Origin of the sequence: Serratia sp. SA088 (assembly GCF_049065515.1) — a bacterium.
In the GTDB taxonomy this organism is placed as follows: domain Bacteria; phylum Pseudomonadota; class Gammaproteobacteria; order Enterobacterales; family Enterobacteriaceae; genus Serratia; species Serratia nematodiphila.
Window position 1 is genome coordinate 223,058 of the sequence record NZ_JBAKGW010000007.1, and the last position, 14,517, is coordinate 237,574.

16 protein-coding genes are annotated in these 14,517 nt (G+C 56.9%); 5 read left to right on the top strand and 11 right to left on the bottom strand.

The genetic code is table 11. The features are described from left to right. Positions 1 to 134 precede the first annotated feature (134 nt). From mqo to ACOWVD_RS18690, 4 genes are all read right to left on the bottom strand, one after another. The gene (mqo, locus tag ACOWVD_RS18675; protein WP_049241261.1) at positions 135 to 1,715 is read right to left on the bottom strand and encodes a malate dehydrogenase (quinone); all 1,581 of its coding nucleotides are present in this window, start codon (positions 1,713 to 1,715) and stop codon (positions 135 to 137) included. A gap of 460 nt (positions 1,716 to 2,175) precedes the next feature. Next, positions 2,176 to 3,603: an alkaline phosphatase gene (phoA, locus tag ACOWVD_RS18680; protein WP_049241263.1), complete on the bottom strand. Its 1,428-nt coding sequence runs from the start codon at positions 3,601 to 3,603 to the stop codon at positions 2,176 to 2,178. A 131-nt stretch (positions 3,604 to 3,734) separates the two neighbouring features. Beyond that, positions 3,735 to 4,442, bottom strand: a complete 708-nt coding sequence (locus ACOWVD_RS18685) for a glutathione S-transferase N-terminal domain-containing protein (protein ID WP_004939065.1) — start codon at positions 4,440 to 4,442, stop codon at positions 3,735 to 3,737. A gap of 74 nt (positions 4,443 to 4,516) precedes the next feature. Beyond that, the gene (locus ACOWVD_RS18690) at positions 4,517 to 5,200 is read right to left on the bottom strand and encodes an ArsR/SmtB family transcription factor (RefSeq protein WP_033633731.1); all 684 of its coding nucleotides are present in this window, start codon (positions 5,198 to 5,200) and stop codon (positions 4,517 to 4,519) included. A 175-nt stretch (positions 5,201 to 5,375) separates the two neighbouring features. Here ACOWVD_RS18690 and ACOWVD_RS18695 point away from each other — a divergent pair, with 175 nt between their 5' ends. Continuing rightward, the gene (locus ACOWVD_RS18695; protein ID WP_197763637.1) at positions 5,376 to 5,723 is read left to right on the top strand and encodes an antibiotic biosynthesis monooxygenase family protein; all 348 of its coding nucleotides are present in this window, start codon (positions 5,376 to 5,378) and stop codon (positions 5,721 to 5,723) included. A 32-nt stretch (positions 5,724 to 5,755) separates the two neighbouring features. On the opposite strand, the gene ACOWVD_RS18700 is transcribed toward ACOWVD_RS18695, so the two are convergent. After that, on the bottom strand, positions 5,756 to 6,487 hold the full coding sequence (locus tag ACOWVD_RS18700; RefSeq protein WP_015377190.1) for an isochorismatase family protein: 732 nt from the start codon (positions 6,485 to 6,487) through the stop codon (positions 5,756 to 5,758). A gap of 132 nt (positions 6,488 to 6,619) precedes the next feature. Here ACOWVD_RS18700 and ACOWVD_RS18705 point away from each other — a divergent pair, with 132 nt between their 5' ends. Next, a complete protein-coding gene (locus ACOWVD_RS18705; protein ID WP_306377287.1) occupies positions 6,620 to 7,516 on the top strand; it encodes a LysR family transcriptional regulator in 897 nt (298 codons plus the stop codon). 323 nt (positions 7,517 to 7,839) lie between these two features. Here the strand turns inward: ACOWVD_RS18705 and ACOWVD_RS18710 are convergent, their stop codons facing one another. The 4 genes from ACOWVD_RS18710 to ACOWVD_RS18725 all read right to left on the bottom strand — a co-directional run bounded on the left by ACOWVD_RS18710 (position 7,840) and on the right by ACOWVD_RS18725 (position 10,043). After that, positions 7,840 to 8,346, bottom strand: coding sequence for a GNAT family N-acetyltransferase (locus ACOWVD_RS18710; protein WP_164095321.1), 507 nt, complete (start codon positions 8,344 to 8,346; stop codon positions 7,840 to 7,842). Positions 8,347 to 8,408: 62 nt separating this feature from the next. Further along, positions 8,409 to 8,666, bottom strand: a complete 258-nt coding sequence (locus ACOWVD_RS18715; RefSeq protein WP_004939031.1) for a YjhX family toxin — start codon at positions 8,664 to 8,666, stop codon at positions 8,409 to 8,411. A gap of 233 nt (positions 8,667 to 8,899) precedes the next feature. Next, complete coding sequence (gene cynS / locus ACOWVD_RS18720; protein ID WP_004939029.1) at positions 8,900 to 9,370, bottom strand: cyanase; 471 nt, start codon at positions 9,368 to 9,370, stop codon at positions 8,900 to 8,902. A 19-nt stretch (positions 9,371 to 9,389) separates the two neighbouring features. Beyond that, positions 9,390 to 10,043, bottom strand: coding sequence for a carbonic anhydrase (locus ACOWVD_RS18725; protein WP_004939026.1), 654 nt, complete (start codon positions 10,041 to 10,043; stop codon positions 9,390 to 9,392). A 111-nt stretch (positions 10,044 to 10,154) separates the two neighbouring features. Between ACOWVD_RS18725 and cynR the strand changes: the two genes are divergently transcribed. Then, the gene (cynR, locus tag ACOWVD_RS18730) at positions 10,155 to 11,105 is read left to right on the top strand and encodes a transcriptional regulator CynR (protein WP_164095322.1); all 951 of its coding nucleotides are present in this window, start codon (positions 10,155 to 10,157) and stop codon (positions 11,103 to 11,105) included. Here the strand turns inward: cynR and ACOWVD_RS18735 are convergent. Further along, positions 11,029 to 11,460, bottom strand: coding sequence for a hypothetical protein (locus ACOWVD_RS18735; protein ID WP_164095323.1), 432 nt, complete (start codon positions 11,458 to 11,460; stop codon positions 11,029 to 11,031). The genes cynR and ACOWVD_RS18735 overlap by 77 nt on opposite strands. Positions 11,461 to 11,518: 58 nt before the next feature. Then, complete coding sequence (locus ACOWVD_RS18740; protein WP_049241272.1) at positions 11,519 to 11,986, bottom strand: winged helix-turn-helix transcriptional regulator; 468 nt, start codon at positions 11,984 to 11,986, stop codon at positions 11,519 to 11,521. Positions 11,987 to 12,049: 63 nt separating this feature from the next. Here ACOWVD_RS18740 and ACOWVD_RS18745 point away from each other — a divergent pair, with 63 nt between their 5' ends. Together ACOWVD_RS18745 and ACOWVD_RS18750 are read left to right on the top strand one after the other, a co-directional pair. Beyond that, on the top strand, positions 12,050 to 12,277 hold the full coding sequence (locus ACOWVD_RS18745; protein ID WP_015377198.1) for a tautomerase family protein: 228 nt from the start codon (positions 12,050 to 12,052) through the stop codon (positions 12,275 to 12,277). Positions 12,278 to 12,735: 458 nt separating this feature from the next. After that, positions 12,736 to 14,277: a reverse transcriptase domain-containing protein gene (locus ACOWVD_RS18750; protein WP_421105724.1), complete on the top strand. Its 1,542-nt coding sequence runs from the start codon at positions 12,736 to 12,738 to the stop codon at positions 14,275 to 14,277. The last annotated feature ends 240 nt before the right edge of the window (positions 14,278 to 14,517 follow it).

Consider the following 14,517-nt stretch of genomic DNA (forward strand, 5'->3'; position numbering starts at 1 on the left):
GATAATAGGCGTGACTACGCCGTTACGCAAGGGTAAGCCGGGGATAAAAAGGTGGCCAAAAATGCTCTTTGAACGGCAGGGGAATAAAAGAAAGGCCGCATAAAGCGGCCTTTTCAGTAGGAAGTGACGGAAAATCAGTTAGTTTCCGGTTTCACTTCAATGTAGTTCAGACCCAGCACGCTGCTGGTGTAACCGCGGATCTTGTTGGTCATCTCGATATCGCCGTTCAGCTTGTGGCCGTAGGACGGGATGATTTCTTTCAGCTTGCTCTGCCATTCCGGCGTCGCCACTTTGTCTTTGAACACGGTTTCCATCAGGTGCAGCATGATTGGCGCAGCGGTGGAAGCGCCCGGCGAAGCGCCCAGCAGAGCGGCGATGCTGCCGTCTTCAGAGCTGACGACTTCGGTGCCGAACTGCAGCACGCCGCCTTTATCCGCGTCTTTCTTGATGATCTGTACGCGCTGGCCTGCGGTCCACAGCTTCCAGTCTGCCTGCTTGGCGTCCGGGAAGTACTCTTTCAATGCGGCGAAGCGATCGTCGTCGTTCATCATCAGCTGGCCGACCAGGTATTTCACCAGATCGAAGTTATCCAGACCGACGTGGGTCATCGGCATCAGGTTCGAGGTGCTCAGCGAGTGCAGCAGATCAAACAGCGAACCGTTCTTCAGGAACTTGCTGGAGAAGGTGGCGAACGGCCCGAACAGCAGCACGCGCTTGCCGTCCAGCATGCGGGTATCCAGGTGCGGCACGGACATCGGCGGCGAACCTACGCTGGCCAGGCCATACACTTTGGCCAGGTGCTGGTTGGCGATCTCCGGGTTGGTCGTGACCAGGAACTGGCCGCCGACCGGGAAGCCGCCGTAACCGTCGGCCTCAGGGATGCCGGATTTCTGCAGCAGGGTCAGGGACGCGCCGCCTGCGCCGATGAACACGAACTTGGCGTTAACGGTGGTTTCTTTACCGTCGCGGTTCAGATCGGCAACGGTTACGCTCCAGGTCTGGTCGGCGTTGCGCTTGATGTCGCGCACTTCGTGGCTCAGGTTCAGCTTGAACTTGTCGCTGGCGCTCAGTGCGTCAACCAGCTGGTGGGTGATCACGCCGAAGTTAACGTCGGTACCCAACGGCATGCGGGTCGCGGCGATTTTCTGCGCCGGATCGCGGCCGTTCATCACCAGTGGCGCCCACTGTTTGATTTGCGCAGGGTCTTCGGAGTATTCCATGCCGCGGAACAGGGTGCTGTGCTGCAGCGCCGCGTAGCGTTTACGCAGGAAGTTGACGTTGTCGTCGCCCCACACGAAGCTCATGTGCGGCACGCTGTTAATGAAGGATTTCGGATCTTTCAGGACATTGTTTTTCACCTGATAAGACCAGAACTGACGGGAGATTTCGAAAGACTCGTTGACCTTCACCGCCTTGCTGATGTCGATGGTGCCATCGGCTTTTTCCGGCGTGTAGTTCATTTCGCTGAAGGCGGAGTGGCCGGTACCGGCGTTGTTCCAGCCGTTGGAGCTCTCTTCCGCCACGCCGTTCATGCGCTCGTACATGTCGATGGTCCAGGTCGGCTCCAGCTCATGCAGATAGGTACCCAAGGTGGCGCTCATGATGCCGCCGCCGATCAACACCACGTCGACGGTTTTATTCTTCTCTTCAGCCGCCGCCTGTTGCGTAACGCCAAACAGGCTGAGACTGAAAATCAGGACGAGTAATTTTCTCATTGAATTAAATCTCTTGTGTGTAAATTCTACTCATTGCAGGTGAAAGAATTTAGCGGGAGTTACCCTGGAAATAATGAAGCCGACCGCCCGGCGTGAGCCGATAGGCAGCAATAATGCCTTTTTGTTAATAGGGTTTTTAACGAAAAGTGAACTATTGCAGGCCGTCCGGATGCAAATTGATCGGTTCACGTTACTGGCGGGGTATTATTGTTTGCGAGAATGTTAAAAACTACTTTTGTAACTAAAAAAAATGAATATAAGCAAAAATAGGCCGGTTGCTGTCGCAGTAATAAACAAAGAGGGAAGAAAGGTCGTATAACCGCGTTATTTCCGTGGGGTAATTGTCGCGCAATTAAACGTTATTTCGTTATCACACAATAATTGCGGTTAAATTGCAAATGCCTATCGGTAACCAATAATAAATGGCCGCCGTTGCGGGCGGCCATCGTGCAGAAGGAGGTTACTTGATGCCCATCGCATCGCGCATGGTGAAGAACAGATCGGTCTGATCGGTCAATCCCACCACGTTGGCGGCGTGCGGACCGTAGGCCGCGACGCGCAATTGGGTGCCGGTGTGCCCCTGCGACTCTTCTTCCGAGTTGCCGTAGCTGAGGGTCATCGGCGCGCCGTCTTTGGTGGTCAGCATCTGGGTCAGGCCCGGCGCTTTGGCGTCGGCGGCGACGATCTGGCTGGAGTGCGCATGGTCGGCGGTGACGATCACCAGCGTGTTGCCGTCGGCGCGGGCGAAGGCCAGCGCTTTTTGCACCGCTTCGTCCAGATCGACGGTTTCACCAATCTGCCCGCACGGGTTAGCGGCGTGATCCTGCTTATCGATCGACGCGCCCTCTACCTGCAGGAAGAAGCCGTTCGGGTTATCTTTCAACAGTGCGATCGCTTTTTCGGTCATCGCCGCCAGCGTTGGCGTGGCCGCGGTGCGCGCCGGGTTGTTTTCGCAGGTTACCGCCGGCTTGTCGAGGTTGCCGTGATAGCTGGCTTTCGGCCCCAGCCAGCGCACCGGCATGTTGCCGTCGGCGAACAGACCCAGCAGCGGTTTTTGCTGGTTGGCCAGCGTAACGGCCTGCAGCTCATCCGCGTTGCTCACCCACTGGTAACCCTGCGCCGCCGCCTGATCTTTCAGCGATTTTCCTTGCCATTCGCCGCTTTTCGCCAGCTGGTTGAAGGACTTCGCGCCGCCGCCCAGCGTGACGTCGGCGCGGGTTTTCAGCAACTGCTCGGTGATGGAGCCGCGGCCGCCGTTTTCCAGCGCGTTAGCGGCGCATTTCTCGCTGGTTTCCTCCGGGCCGTAGCATTTGCGCGAGGTGACGTGCGACACCTGCGCCGCCGGCGTAGCGTCTTGCAACTCGGCGGTGGAGACGTTGCCGGTGGCCTTGCCGGCCGCCTTGGCGATCTCCAGCAGCGTCGGCTGATCTTTGCCGTTCACGTCCACGCCGAGCGCGCCGTTATAGGTTTTCACCCCGGTGGTCCAGGCGGTGGCGGAGGCGGCGGAATCGGTCACGTAATCCGGCTTGTGGGTTTTCTTGTCCAGCGAGTAGTGGGTGTATTGCCCGGTCAGCGGCAGGGCGTCGATGCCCTTGAAGTAACCGCCTGCGCCTTCAGCGTAGTTGCGCGCGGCGGTGATCTCGGAATCCCCCATTCCGTCGCCGATCAGCAGGATCACGTTTTTCGCCGTTTTGTCCGACAGCGACGCCTTCAGCGCGGCGGTCTGATCGCCGGCCAGACGACGGGCGCCGCCCGGTTCGGCGAGGTTGCCGCGCGCGGCGCGTTCGGTCAGGCCATCGGCATTGGCCGAGGTTTCCGCCGCGATGGCGGAGGAACAGAGCAGGGCGGACAGCACGGCGCCGGCGATCAGGGATACAGCAGGTTGCATGGGGTAAGCTCCTTGTCGTAATACAACAATGTAAATAACATCAAATTGTTACGAAAGGAGAGTAGAGCAGAGGGATGACAATTTTATGACAATGAAAGACGGGATGGCCCGGCGGCCACCCCGTTTGACAATCAGGCCGCGCGCGCCGGGATAGCCAGCCCGCGCTGCACCGCCGGCCGCGCCAAACCGCGCTCCAGCCACTGCGCGACGCGCGGGAAACTGTCGAACGCCACCAGCTCGCGCGCCTCATAGAAGCCGATCAGGTTACGCACCCAGCCCAGCAGCGAGATATCGGCGATGGTGTAGTCCGCGCCCATGATCCAGTCGCGGCCTTCAAGGCGCGTTTCCAATACGCCGAGCAGGCGTTTCGATTCGTTTTTGTAACGCTCCAGCGGTCGCTTGTCTTCATATTCGCGTCCGGCGAATTTGTGGAAGAAACCGAGCTGGCCGAACATTGGGCCGACGGCGGCCATCTGGAAGAACACCCACTGAATGGTTTCGTAACGCTGCGCCGGATCCTGCGGCAAGAAACGCCCGCTCTTTTCCGCCAGGTAGAGCAGAATGGCGCCGGATTCGAACAGCGGCAGCGGCCGGCCGCCGGGGCCGTCGGGATCGATGATCGCCGGGATCTTGCCGTTCGGGTTCAGCGCCAGGAATTCCGGCGTCCAGGTCTCGTTGTTGCCGATGTCGATCAGGTGCGCTTCATAAGGCAGGCCGATCTCTTCCAGCATGATGGACACTTTGACGCCGTTCGGCGTCGGCAGAGAGTAGAGCTGCAGCCGTTCCGGGTGCTGAGCCGGCCAGCGTTTGACGATCGGGAATTGGGTGGAATCGAGCATGGAAACTCCTCGGGTTGGCGGGGTCGCTTAAGCGTACCCCTTGAGTATTGCAGTAAAACTACCCCGCCGCCGGGTTACACCGTGAGGTCAAAATGTGCGGCCAGCGCTTTTTTACCTGCGGGGGGCAGCTGCAGTTCGCGGCTGTCGAGCCGGCGGACGATCCAGCCGCGTTGGATAAAGGCGGCTAACAGCGCGGCGCCCAGCGCGCCACCGAGGTGAGAGCGGCGTTCGCTCCAGTCCAGGCAGCCGCAGGCGAAGCGGCGGCGGGTGGGAGCGGGGGAGCAATCGACGCCCAGCCGCGCCAGCGCGGCCTGACCGACGTCGCTTAACCGGTAGTCTTCTTCGCCGGTCAGCCAGTTCAGCGCATGCAGCCGATCGTGCAGCTTCACCGCCACCTCGCCCGCCATATGGTCGTAACAGGTGCGGGCATATTGCAGCGAGGTGGGCGTGCTGCTTTTCACCGACGGGCGCGGCACGCCCGCCAGCGCCATCAGACCCTCCAGCGCTGCGGCCACCGGTTGCCCGGCCAGCCGAAAATAGCGATAGCGCCCCTGTTTGACGCAGGCAATCAGCCGCTGCTCCAGCAGCTTCGCCAGGTGTGCGCTGGCGGTAGACGGGGCGACCTCGACCGCCGCGCTGAGCTCGGTGGCGGTGTAGGCGCGCCCGTCCATCAACAGGCACAGCATGCGCGCCCGGGTGCGGTCGGCGATGGCGGCGCTCAGCGCCGCTAAACGATCTTCTATCTCGATGTTATGCATACTTCGAGGTTAGACGAAGTATGACGGCGCGTCCATCGCTAGCCTGTGGCTATCGCATTCTGGTGCTGTGCGCCCGTGTCCGCTGGATATTGATGAGCGGGCGCTGAAATCGGTGCAGTGGCGCCGTTCACTCAATGCGCGCGTGCCGGAATTTTACCGTTGAGAGGAGACGAGGATGATTGCCGTGATGTTTGAACTGCAGGCTGCCGACGGGCAGCGCGATACCTACCTGACGTTGGCGGCGGAGCTGAAGCCGCTGCTGGCGCAGATCGACGGATTCATTTCCATCGAGCGCTTTCAAAGCCTGGCCGATCCTGCATGCCTGCTGTCGCTCTCCTTCTGGCGCGACGAGGCGGCGGTGCAGCAGTGGCGCAATCTCGAACAGCACCGGGCGGCGCAGGCGCGCGGCCGTGGAGAGGTGCTGACGCAGTATCGGCTGCGGGTGGCGGAGGTGGTGCGGGACTACGGGCTGGAAAGTCGTGACCAGGCGCCGCAGGATAGCCGTTGTTATCACCGTACCTGAGAAAAAGCCCGCCGCCGGCGGGCTTTCACCCGCTATTTCGCCTCGCTGCCCACCTTCATCGCCCCGGCGTAGCTGGCGCCCATCCCCCAGGCGGCGCCGTGGTCGCGAGCGATCTGCAATACGCCCCCCGCCGTGGCTTTACGGCTCCAGTCCTGCTGCCATTCCAGCATCAACGCTACCCAGTTGATGGGCGTGGCGCCTGCCTGAACCAGACGCTGCATGGCGTTGTTTTGGCTGTCTGGCGTAATGTCGCCGGTGACGTCCGACAGGATATAAACCTCATACCCCTCGCCCAGGGCGGACAGCGCCGGCAACATCACGCAACTGGCGGTCCACAGCCCGCCGATGATGATTTTCTTGCGGCCGGATTGTTTGATCAGATCCACCACGCGCCGATCCTGCCAGACGTTGATGGCGGTGCGGTCGTACACCTGCAGGTCCGGGCGTGCCTGCGTCACCTGCTGGAATACCGGCCCGGCGAAGCTTTTGGCGTTGGCCGAGGCCAGAATGGTCGGCACGTTGAACACCTTGGCGGCCTTGGCGATGCCGGCGGCGTTATTCACCAGATTAGTTTGATCGATAGAGGAAATGGTCATGCCGAACATGTCCTGCAGATCGACCAACAGCAACAGGCTGTTGTCGGCGGTCAGCGGCTGCACATAACCCGCCTGGCGGCTATCGGCGGCGGGGGATTGCGCCAGCGCGGCGACGGGGGCGGTGGCGGCGCTCAGGCCGAGCATCAGGGCGAACAGGGTCTTTTTCATTATTAACTCCACGATTATCAGTAGATTAAATTCACTTACCACTCAGGGAAGCGGTTGGATAAAGTCTACTTAGGTTGTTTAGGTTAATAATCTGTGCTTTATTGAATTTATAATTAACTATCAGGACATAATATGGACGTGCTACTGACGATGCGCGCCTTTCGCCGCGTGGTTGAGCGCAACAGTTTCTATAAGGCGGCGGAGGATCTGGCGATCACGCCGGCGGCGTTGAGCAAGCAGATTAAGCAGTTGGAAAGCCGGCTGGGGACGCTGTTGCTCGTGCGCACCACCCGCAGCATGAGCCTGACCGAAGCCGGGCAGATCTATTACCAGGAAGCCTGTCGGTTGCTCGGCGAGTTCGACGCGCTGGAACAGACGGTTGCCGCCAGCGCGCAGCAGGTCTCCGGCACGCTGCGGGTCAATGCGCCGCTCTCATTCGGCCTGACGGTGCTGTCGCCGCTGTTGCCGCTGTTTATGCAACGTTACCCGCAGTTGCAGGTGGAACTGACGCTGGACGACAGGGTATTGGACGTAGTGGCGGCTGGTTTCGATATTTCCTTGCGCATTCGCCGACGGCTGCCGGACTCTTCCCTCAGCGCCCGGGTGCTGGGTGAAGTGCACCAGCGAATTTGCGCCGCGCCCGGCTATTTGGCGCAGCACGGCATGCCGCAAACGCCGAATGAATTACAGCGACACAGCTGTCTGGCCTATTCCCTGGCGGAAAGGCCGGGGCAGTGGCAGTTCACCGCCGGCGAGGAGAGCCTGAGCGTGGCGTTCACTCCCCGGTTGATCGCCAACAACAGCCTGATGCTGCGGGATATGTTGGTGGCGGGATTGGGCATCGGTTCGCTGCCGTCGTTCGTGGCGGATCCCGAGATCGCCGCCGGCAGGCTGGTGCGGCTGTTCCCTGAACAGATTGCCGACGTGCATCAGGTCTTCGCGGTTTACCCGACGCGCCGGCATGTGCAGCAGAAAGTGAGTTTATTCACCGAGTTTGTGCGAGAACAGGGATTGATGACGGCGAATTGACAACGCTGCACGGTTGTCATATTCATTAGCTATGAAAAAATCCTACCGCCCATTCGCGCAAATTATTATCACCCTTCTCCAGAGGGTGGGGTAGCGCGTATGTCGCCAATAAAAACCCGCCTGCAGGCGGGTTTTTTTATCCCCCTCCGGCAACGACCGGAGAACGTTATGCAAACCCATCCTGCAACCCGTTTGCACTGAGCGAAACGGAGTTTGAGCGCCTGGCACAGTACTTTTTTCCCGGCGGAAGAAGAAGGGATGGCCGTCTTGCGTTATGGCGAACGGGACTGAAAACCGGCGCCATGACGGCGCCGGCAACAGGGTTAGGCTTCGGCGTTAAACGCGTTGTGGAAGGTGACCTCCGAGCACGGCAGCGCGCCCTGGAAGGCGATGGCGCGGAAGTAGTCTTGCGGCACGCCCGGCAGGGTCAGCGCGTCCTGCGCCTGGAAGCCGAAACGGCCGTAATAGTTCGGCTCGCCCAGCACCACGCAGCCTGCGGCGCCGCGTTCCTGCAGCTCGGCCAGCAGCCGGCGAATAAGCCGGCTGCCGATCCCCTGGTTCTGACAGGCCGGCAGCACCGATACCGGCGCCAGCCCGAACCAACCGACGGCGCCGTTGCTGAGTGCGACCGGTGAGACGGACGCGTGCCCGAGCGGTGTGCCATTGTGCTCGGCGACCAGCGACAGGGTGAGGGCTCCCGCCGCGCGCAGCGCATTGACGATAAACTGCTCGGTGTGGCTGCTGTGTTCGGCGTGCAGGAACGCGGCGGCGGTCAGGGAGGTGATGGCGCCGACGTCGGCCGGCGTTTCGTGGCGTAACGTGATGTTCATGGTTGTATCCTGATTCAATAAGGCTGAGCCGACCGGGCTGCCTGCCCGGCCGGTATCGATGATTAACGGTTATCCAGCTGCGCACGCACGGCCTTGAGCCCGGCGAAGGTGACGCGATAAGGGCGCCCCTGGCGAGAGAGGATCAGGCGTTTGGTTTTGAGCTTGGTAAAAACGGCCAGCGAGCAGTCGGCCAGGCCGAGCCCTTCGCGGGTGTAGCATTCGACGTGGGTGACGCGACCGGCGTCGTTGCGGGTGAAGGCGATATAACCGCCTTTGGCCAACACGTGCAGCACGCGTTGTTCCGCTTTGGAAATGTTCATGTTGGGAGATCCTGTAATAACCCCAGATACGCGCATCCCCGCGCAAACGCGCGTCGGATACGTCAGAGTCCCTCGCCATGCGGCAAGGAAGCGACTATCGGGTGGTTACAATCTCCAACATACAGGCCTCGGGCAGTGAAAAACGCCAGGACGGCGTTTAAGCGCAGTTAATGTAGCCAATGGCCGGTTGGCTGTCAATTTGCCGGCGACGCGGGCCGCCGGCGCAAGGCCAATCAGAAAGGCTTGGTCGGCAGGTATTTGCCGTCCAGGGTGATCACCGCGCGTTCGCCGCCGTCCGGATCGGCGACCTTCTTGATATCCAGCTTGAAGTTGATGGCGCTGATGATGCCGTCGCCAAACTGCTCGTGCACCAGCGCTTTCAGCGTGGAGCCGTAGACCTGCAGCATTTCATAGAAACGATAAATGGTCGGGTCGGTCGGCACGCCGCCGGGAATGCTGCCGCGCAGCGGGATGGTTTGCAGCAGCTGCACCGCTTCTTCATCCAGCCCCAGCTTGGCCGCTACGGTGCGCGCTGCCGGTTCCGGCAGCGCATGCTGCCCCAGCAGGGCGGCGGTGACAAACGCCAGGCTGAGGCCGGTGCCCTCGGCCAGCGCTTCGAACGTCAGGTTATGGCGGATCTTGGCGGCCATGATGGTGTCGGTGAGCGCTTCGCGCGGGGCGGCGTTATGCAGAGAGTGTGTCATGTTGGCTCCTTTTGTTGGCTTAAAAACGGGCGATCGCCGGCGTGGCGGTCACCTCGGGATGGGTGGCGAGCGGCACGAAGCGGCGGGTTTCGCCGTCCAGCGCCTCGATAGCGCCGCTGGCGATGTCATAGACCCAGCCGTGCAGCGTCAGGCGGCCCTGATCCAGCGCCAGGGCGACGGAAGGGTGCGTTTTGATGTTGTTGAGTTGGGCGATGACGTTCTCGCGCACCATCGACGCGACCCGCGCCTCGTCGGAGACATGCGGATAAGCCTGATTGACCGCCTTGGCGGAATCGGCGTAACGCAGCCAGCCGGCGACCGTCGGCAGGTGATCCAGACACTGACAGGTGGCGATGGCGGTCATCGCGCCGCAGTCGGAATGGCCGCAGATCACGATATCTTCCACGCCCAGCGCGGCGACCGCGTACTCGACCGAGGCGGTCACCCCGCCGGGTTCGGGGCCGAAAGAAGGCACGATGTTACCGGCATTGCGGATCACGAACAGATCGCCCGGCTCGCGCTGGGTGACCAGCTCCGGCACCAGGCGGCTGTCGGAACACGAGATAAACAGGGTGCGCGGATTTTGGCGGGTCGCCAGCCGCTGAAACAGCGCCGTGCGTTCAACAAAGGCTTCGCGCTGGAACTTCAGGAAGCCCTCAATCACCTCTTTCATTGTTTTTCTCCCTGGGGGGTAAGCGATGACGGCATGATGAACGCTTCTGGCTATAGGATCTAAGACCCATTTATAATGATGGCTATAGGTATTACTAATAGTTGGGGCGCTATGCTGCTGCGACATATCCGTTATTTTCTGGCCGTGGCCGAACAGGGCAATTTCACCCGTGCCGCCGAAGCGCTGCACGTCTCGCAACCGACCTTGTCGCAGCAGATCAAACAGCTGGAGGATGCGCTGGGAGCGCCGCTGTTTGATCGCAGCGGCAGAAGGGTGCAGCTGACCGACGCCGGTGAGGCCTGGATGCGCTATGCGCGCCTGGCGCTGCAGGATCTGGACGCCGGCGCGCGGGCGATCCATGACGTGGCGACGCTGGCGCGCGGCCATCTGCGGCTGGCGATGACGCCGACGTTCACCGCCTATCTGGTGGGGCCGACGATCGATGCGTTCTACCGCCGCTATCCGGGGATTACGCTGAGCATTGAGGAGATGGCGCAAGAGCGGATCGAGGCGCTGTTGGCGCAGGATCGGCTGGATCTGGGCATCGCCTTTGAGATGGCGCAGTCGGTGGAGGTGGAAGCGATGCCGTTGTTCAGTGAGACGCTGGAGCTGATGGTCGGTGCCGATCATCCCCTGGCGGCGCGGCGCCGGCCGCTGACGCTGGCGGAATGGCGGCATCTGCCGCTGGCCTTGCTGAGCGGCGATTTCGCCACGCGTCAGTTTATCGATCGCTACTGCACGCAGTTGGGGTTTCGGCCGCAGGTGGCGGTGGAGGCCAATGCGCTGGGCGCTATCGTCGAGATCGTGCGGCGGGGGCAGCTCGCCACGCTGTTGCCGGCCGCCATTGCGCGCGAGAACCGGCAGTTGAAAAAAGTGGCGCTGGCCAACGCCATGCCGGCTCGGCAGGCGGTGTTGCTGCAGCGCCAAGGCGCTTACCGCAGTGCCGCCGCGCAGGCGTTTATCGCCGTTTTGCAGCAACAGGGCGTTACGCCAACGCCCCCCAGCGCTGCGTCATCCCCAGCAGATGCACCAGCCCGAAGCCGAGGCAAATCAGCGAGCTGACGACGATGAAGCGTTGGCTGCGGCCGGTGTCGCGCAGGACGAAAGGGCCGGCGACGCCGCGCAGCAGGTAGATAAAGGTGATGATAAACAGCGCGGGCCGCAGCAGCGGCAGCGGCGCGATCAGCCCGGCGCCGGACAGTGCGTACAGCGCCCAAATAAACAGCACCAGCGCGATACCGGCGGTGACGACGGCCGGGAACTTTTTACCCGCTTCCGCCGCCTTAATGAAGCGATCGCCGGCGCCGCACAGCCGATAGCCGCGCGGCCCGGCGGCGATCACCCAAATATGCAGCAGGGCGGCGATGGCGCTCAGCGCGGCGCCGATCAGCAGCGCGGTGTTATAGAGGTGTGGCATGGTTCAGCATCCTTGTCCTAAATCAGTCTGGTATCAAGCGTAGACCAGAATGGGTAAGTCAGGCCGGGGGGAGCTCAACGGCCGACATTTGCAGCGCGTCTTCAGGCACCACGCGGGCCTGCGCATCGATAAATGCCAGCTGCACCGGCAGCCCGCTGCGTTTATCCACCAGTTGAACGTGGGGGCTGTCATGCAGAATATGCCGGTGGCCCCATGCCATCAGCGCAACCAGGATGGGCCCCAGGCTGCGCCCCTTGTCCGTCAAGACATATTCATGTCGCTCACGCTCGCCCGGCTCCCGGTAAGCGCGTTTGGCCAACAGTTCTTGTTCTACCATGGCATTCAGACGGTTGCTCAACGCCTGGCGCGAAGCGCCGATATTCTCGCGCAGCTCTTCAAAACGGCGAACGCCGTAGAATGATTCGCGCAGGATCAGCAACGTCCAGCGATCGCCAAGCAGGTCCGCGGCCTGCGCCAGCCCGCACAGGGCAAGAGAAACGGTAGGGAGATCGGGAGATTTTGACATGGGCATTTTCCTTCGCTAGTCTAAGTCTTGTTTTTAGACTTATCTATATTCAAGGAGAGTATAATGCCATTTGTTAATGTGCAAACGGTGAAAGGCATGCTGGATGAACGGCAAAAAAGCGAATTGCTGTCCCGCATTACCGATCTGTTGGTGGAGATAGAAGGGCGAGGCGATCCGGCGTTCAGACAGTCGGTTTGGGTCAGAATCGATGAACATGCGCCCGAACAATGGAGCCTGGGCGGTGTGAAGCCGACGGCGGCGATGATTGCCGCGAAGTTCCCGCCGCGTTAATTCAACTATGCCGCCTGCGAAAAGGATAGGATGCCGCAGGCGCTCAAAATGTCACCGAAACTTCCCGCGATCTCTGTACCCCGTTGTGGCATAATGCGCGCCAAATCACATTCCCTATGTATAAAGAGCGAGCGCTGTGTTAAGCACTAACAACATCACAGTGTTGTTTCATATGTAAAATTTAATTCTTATAATTCATAATATAATATAGAACTTGTTAATTATTTTACTATAAGTGTATTCATTCTCCGTCTTTCGCGCTTGTTATATTCCTTTTTTATTTTAAATGTAGTATGCTCTCGTTATTCCCTCATGGGGATAACGGTGCATCCTTCTACTGGCATATATGTGCTAGTCTTCAGTCCGACTTGTTCGGGCTGGTGGGGATGGAGTGTCAAAGCTTTATCAACCATGTGATAACTTACTTTTACTTGGGTTGTACCGTGGGGAGGGCCTGAGTGAAAGCTCAGGCCTTTTTTTATGAGTGGATTATGAGCCTATTAAAACAAATCGAAGCTGCTATTCTGGAAGAAACAAAGAAGTTGATAACCAGATACCATAAGTACCATAATCAAGTGCATATTGAATTTGTTAGAAATCAGAAAAGACTTGGTTTAAATACTCCTGAAAAAAAGATATACAAACCGGATTATTGGAGTGAAGATAATAAGTTCAATCCATTTTATGTGAAACGCAACTATAAGTCTATAGCACGTTCTATTACAAAAAAAATAGAGTCAAGAACGTATTCTCCGAATGCACCATATATTAAGTCTGTACCAAAACCAGGAGGCGGGGAGCGTCTTGTATCAATTTATCAAATTCAAGACGCAGCAATATCAAAGTTATTTTTTAATAGATTATTAGCTAAAAATAAACATAGGTTTAGTTCTTTTTCTTACGCATATAGAAATGATAGGAATGTGCATTTTGCCATACAAGACATATCTGTTGGAATTAGAAAAAATGAACGCACATTTTTAGCTGAATTTGATTTTTCAGATTTTTTTGGAACTATATCTCATGAGTTTTTGAGAGGGCAGTTTAAAAAAAATGGGTTTTATATAAGCCAAGAGGAACAATTCATAATCAATGCATTCCTAAAGGGACGAAAGGTAGGAATTCCTCAAGGCACTTCTGTTAGTCTATTCTTGGCTAATTTGACTTGTTGGAACCTGGATCAAAAATTTGAAAATGAAGGAGTTAAGTTTTCTCGATATGCTGATGATACTATTGTCTGGACGACTGAGTACTCTAAGATATGTAATTCTTTTGGACTAATTAACGAATTTTCAAATGAAGCAGGAGTTAAGATTAATCCTACAAAATCGGATGGGATATGTTTATTAACTAAAAAAGGGTTGCCATCAGAAATAGAGTCAAAAAATAGCTTAAGTTTCCTAGGTTATGAAATTTCAGTTGATAATGTTTCTATAAAGGATAAATCTGTAAATAAGATAAAAAAACAAATATCTTACATTCTCTACAGGAATTTAATACAGCCATTAAAACAACATTCTTTAGCTGGACAGGTAATACCTTCGAACAATAAAGATGAAAATTTTCTTTCTGCAATTTTGCAAATAAAACGATATATGTATGGTGGGCTAAGTAGCAAAAGCATAAAAGATTACCTTTCAGGACGAACAAAAAGAATCTATTTTAAAGGCGTGATGAGTTTTTATCCCTTAGTTGATGATGTGGAGCAGTTGAAAAGCCTTGATGGATGGCTTTTATCTGTAATATATCGTAGCTTGGCTTTACGGAGTAAATTGCTCAGTTCACATCATTATAACAGAACGTATATGTTTCCTTTTAATCAAAACCGGAAAGAGCTTTTGCATGAATGTGCGAAAAAGAAAATAGCCGGAAAATTTCTTTTGGAAATTCCTAGTTTTCTATTGATACATAAAGCATTAAAGAAAGGGCTTATAGAGTCAGGAATAGAAAGCATAATGAATCCAAAATCATTGAACTACAATTACAAAAGTATAAATTAGCAATAATTAATCCTGTTATCATTATATTAACTCACGGATTTAGTTACATGAAATTTAATTTTTTCGATGCATTTATTTTCTTGGAATATTGTTTAAAAATAAGGGTTTTATGGTGACTTTCTGATTTATCCATGTTGGGTTTATTGTTTTTTTAAATATTATTAGGCAATTAGGTGCGAAGAAACCCCCGATTGCCTATGATAAAAATTAGAATGAGCGCATGGTCATGCTTTTAATGTC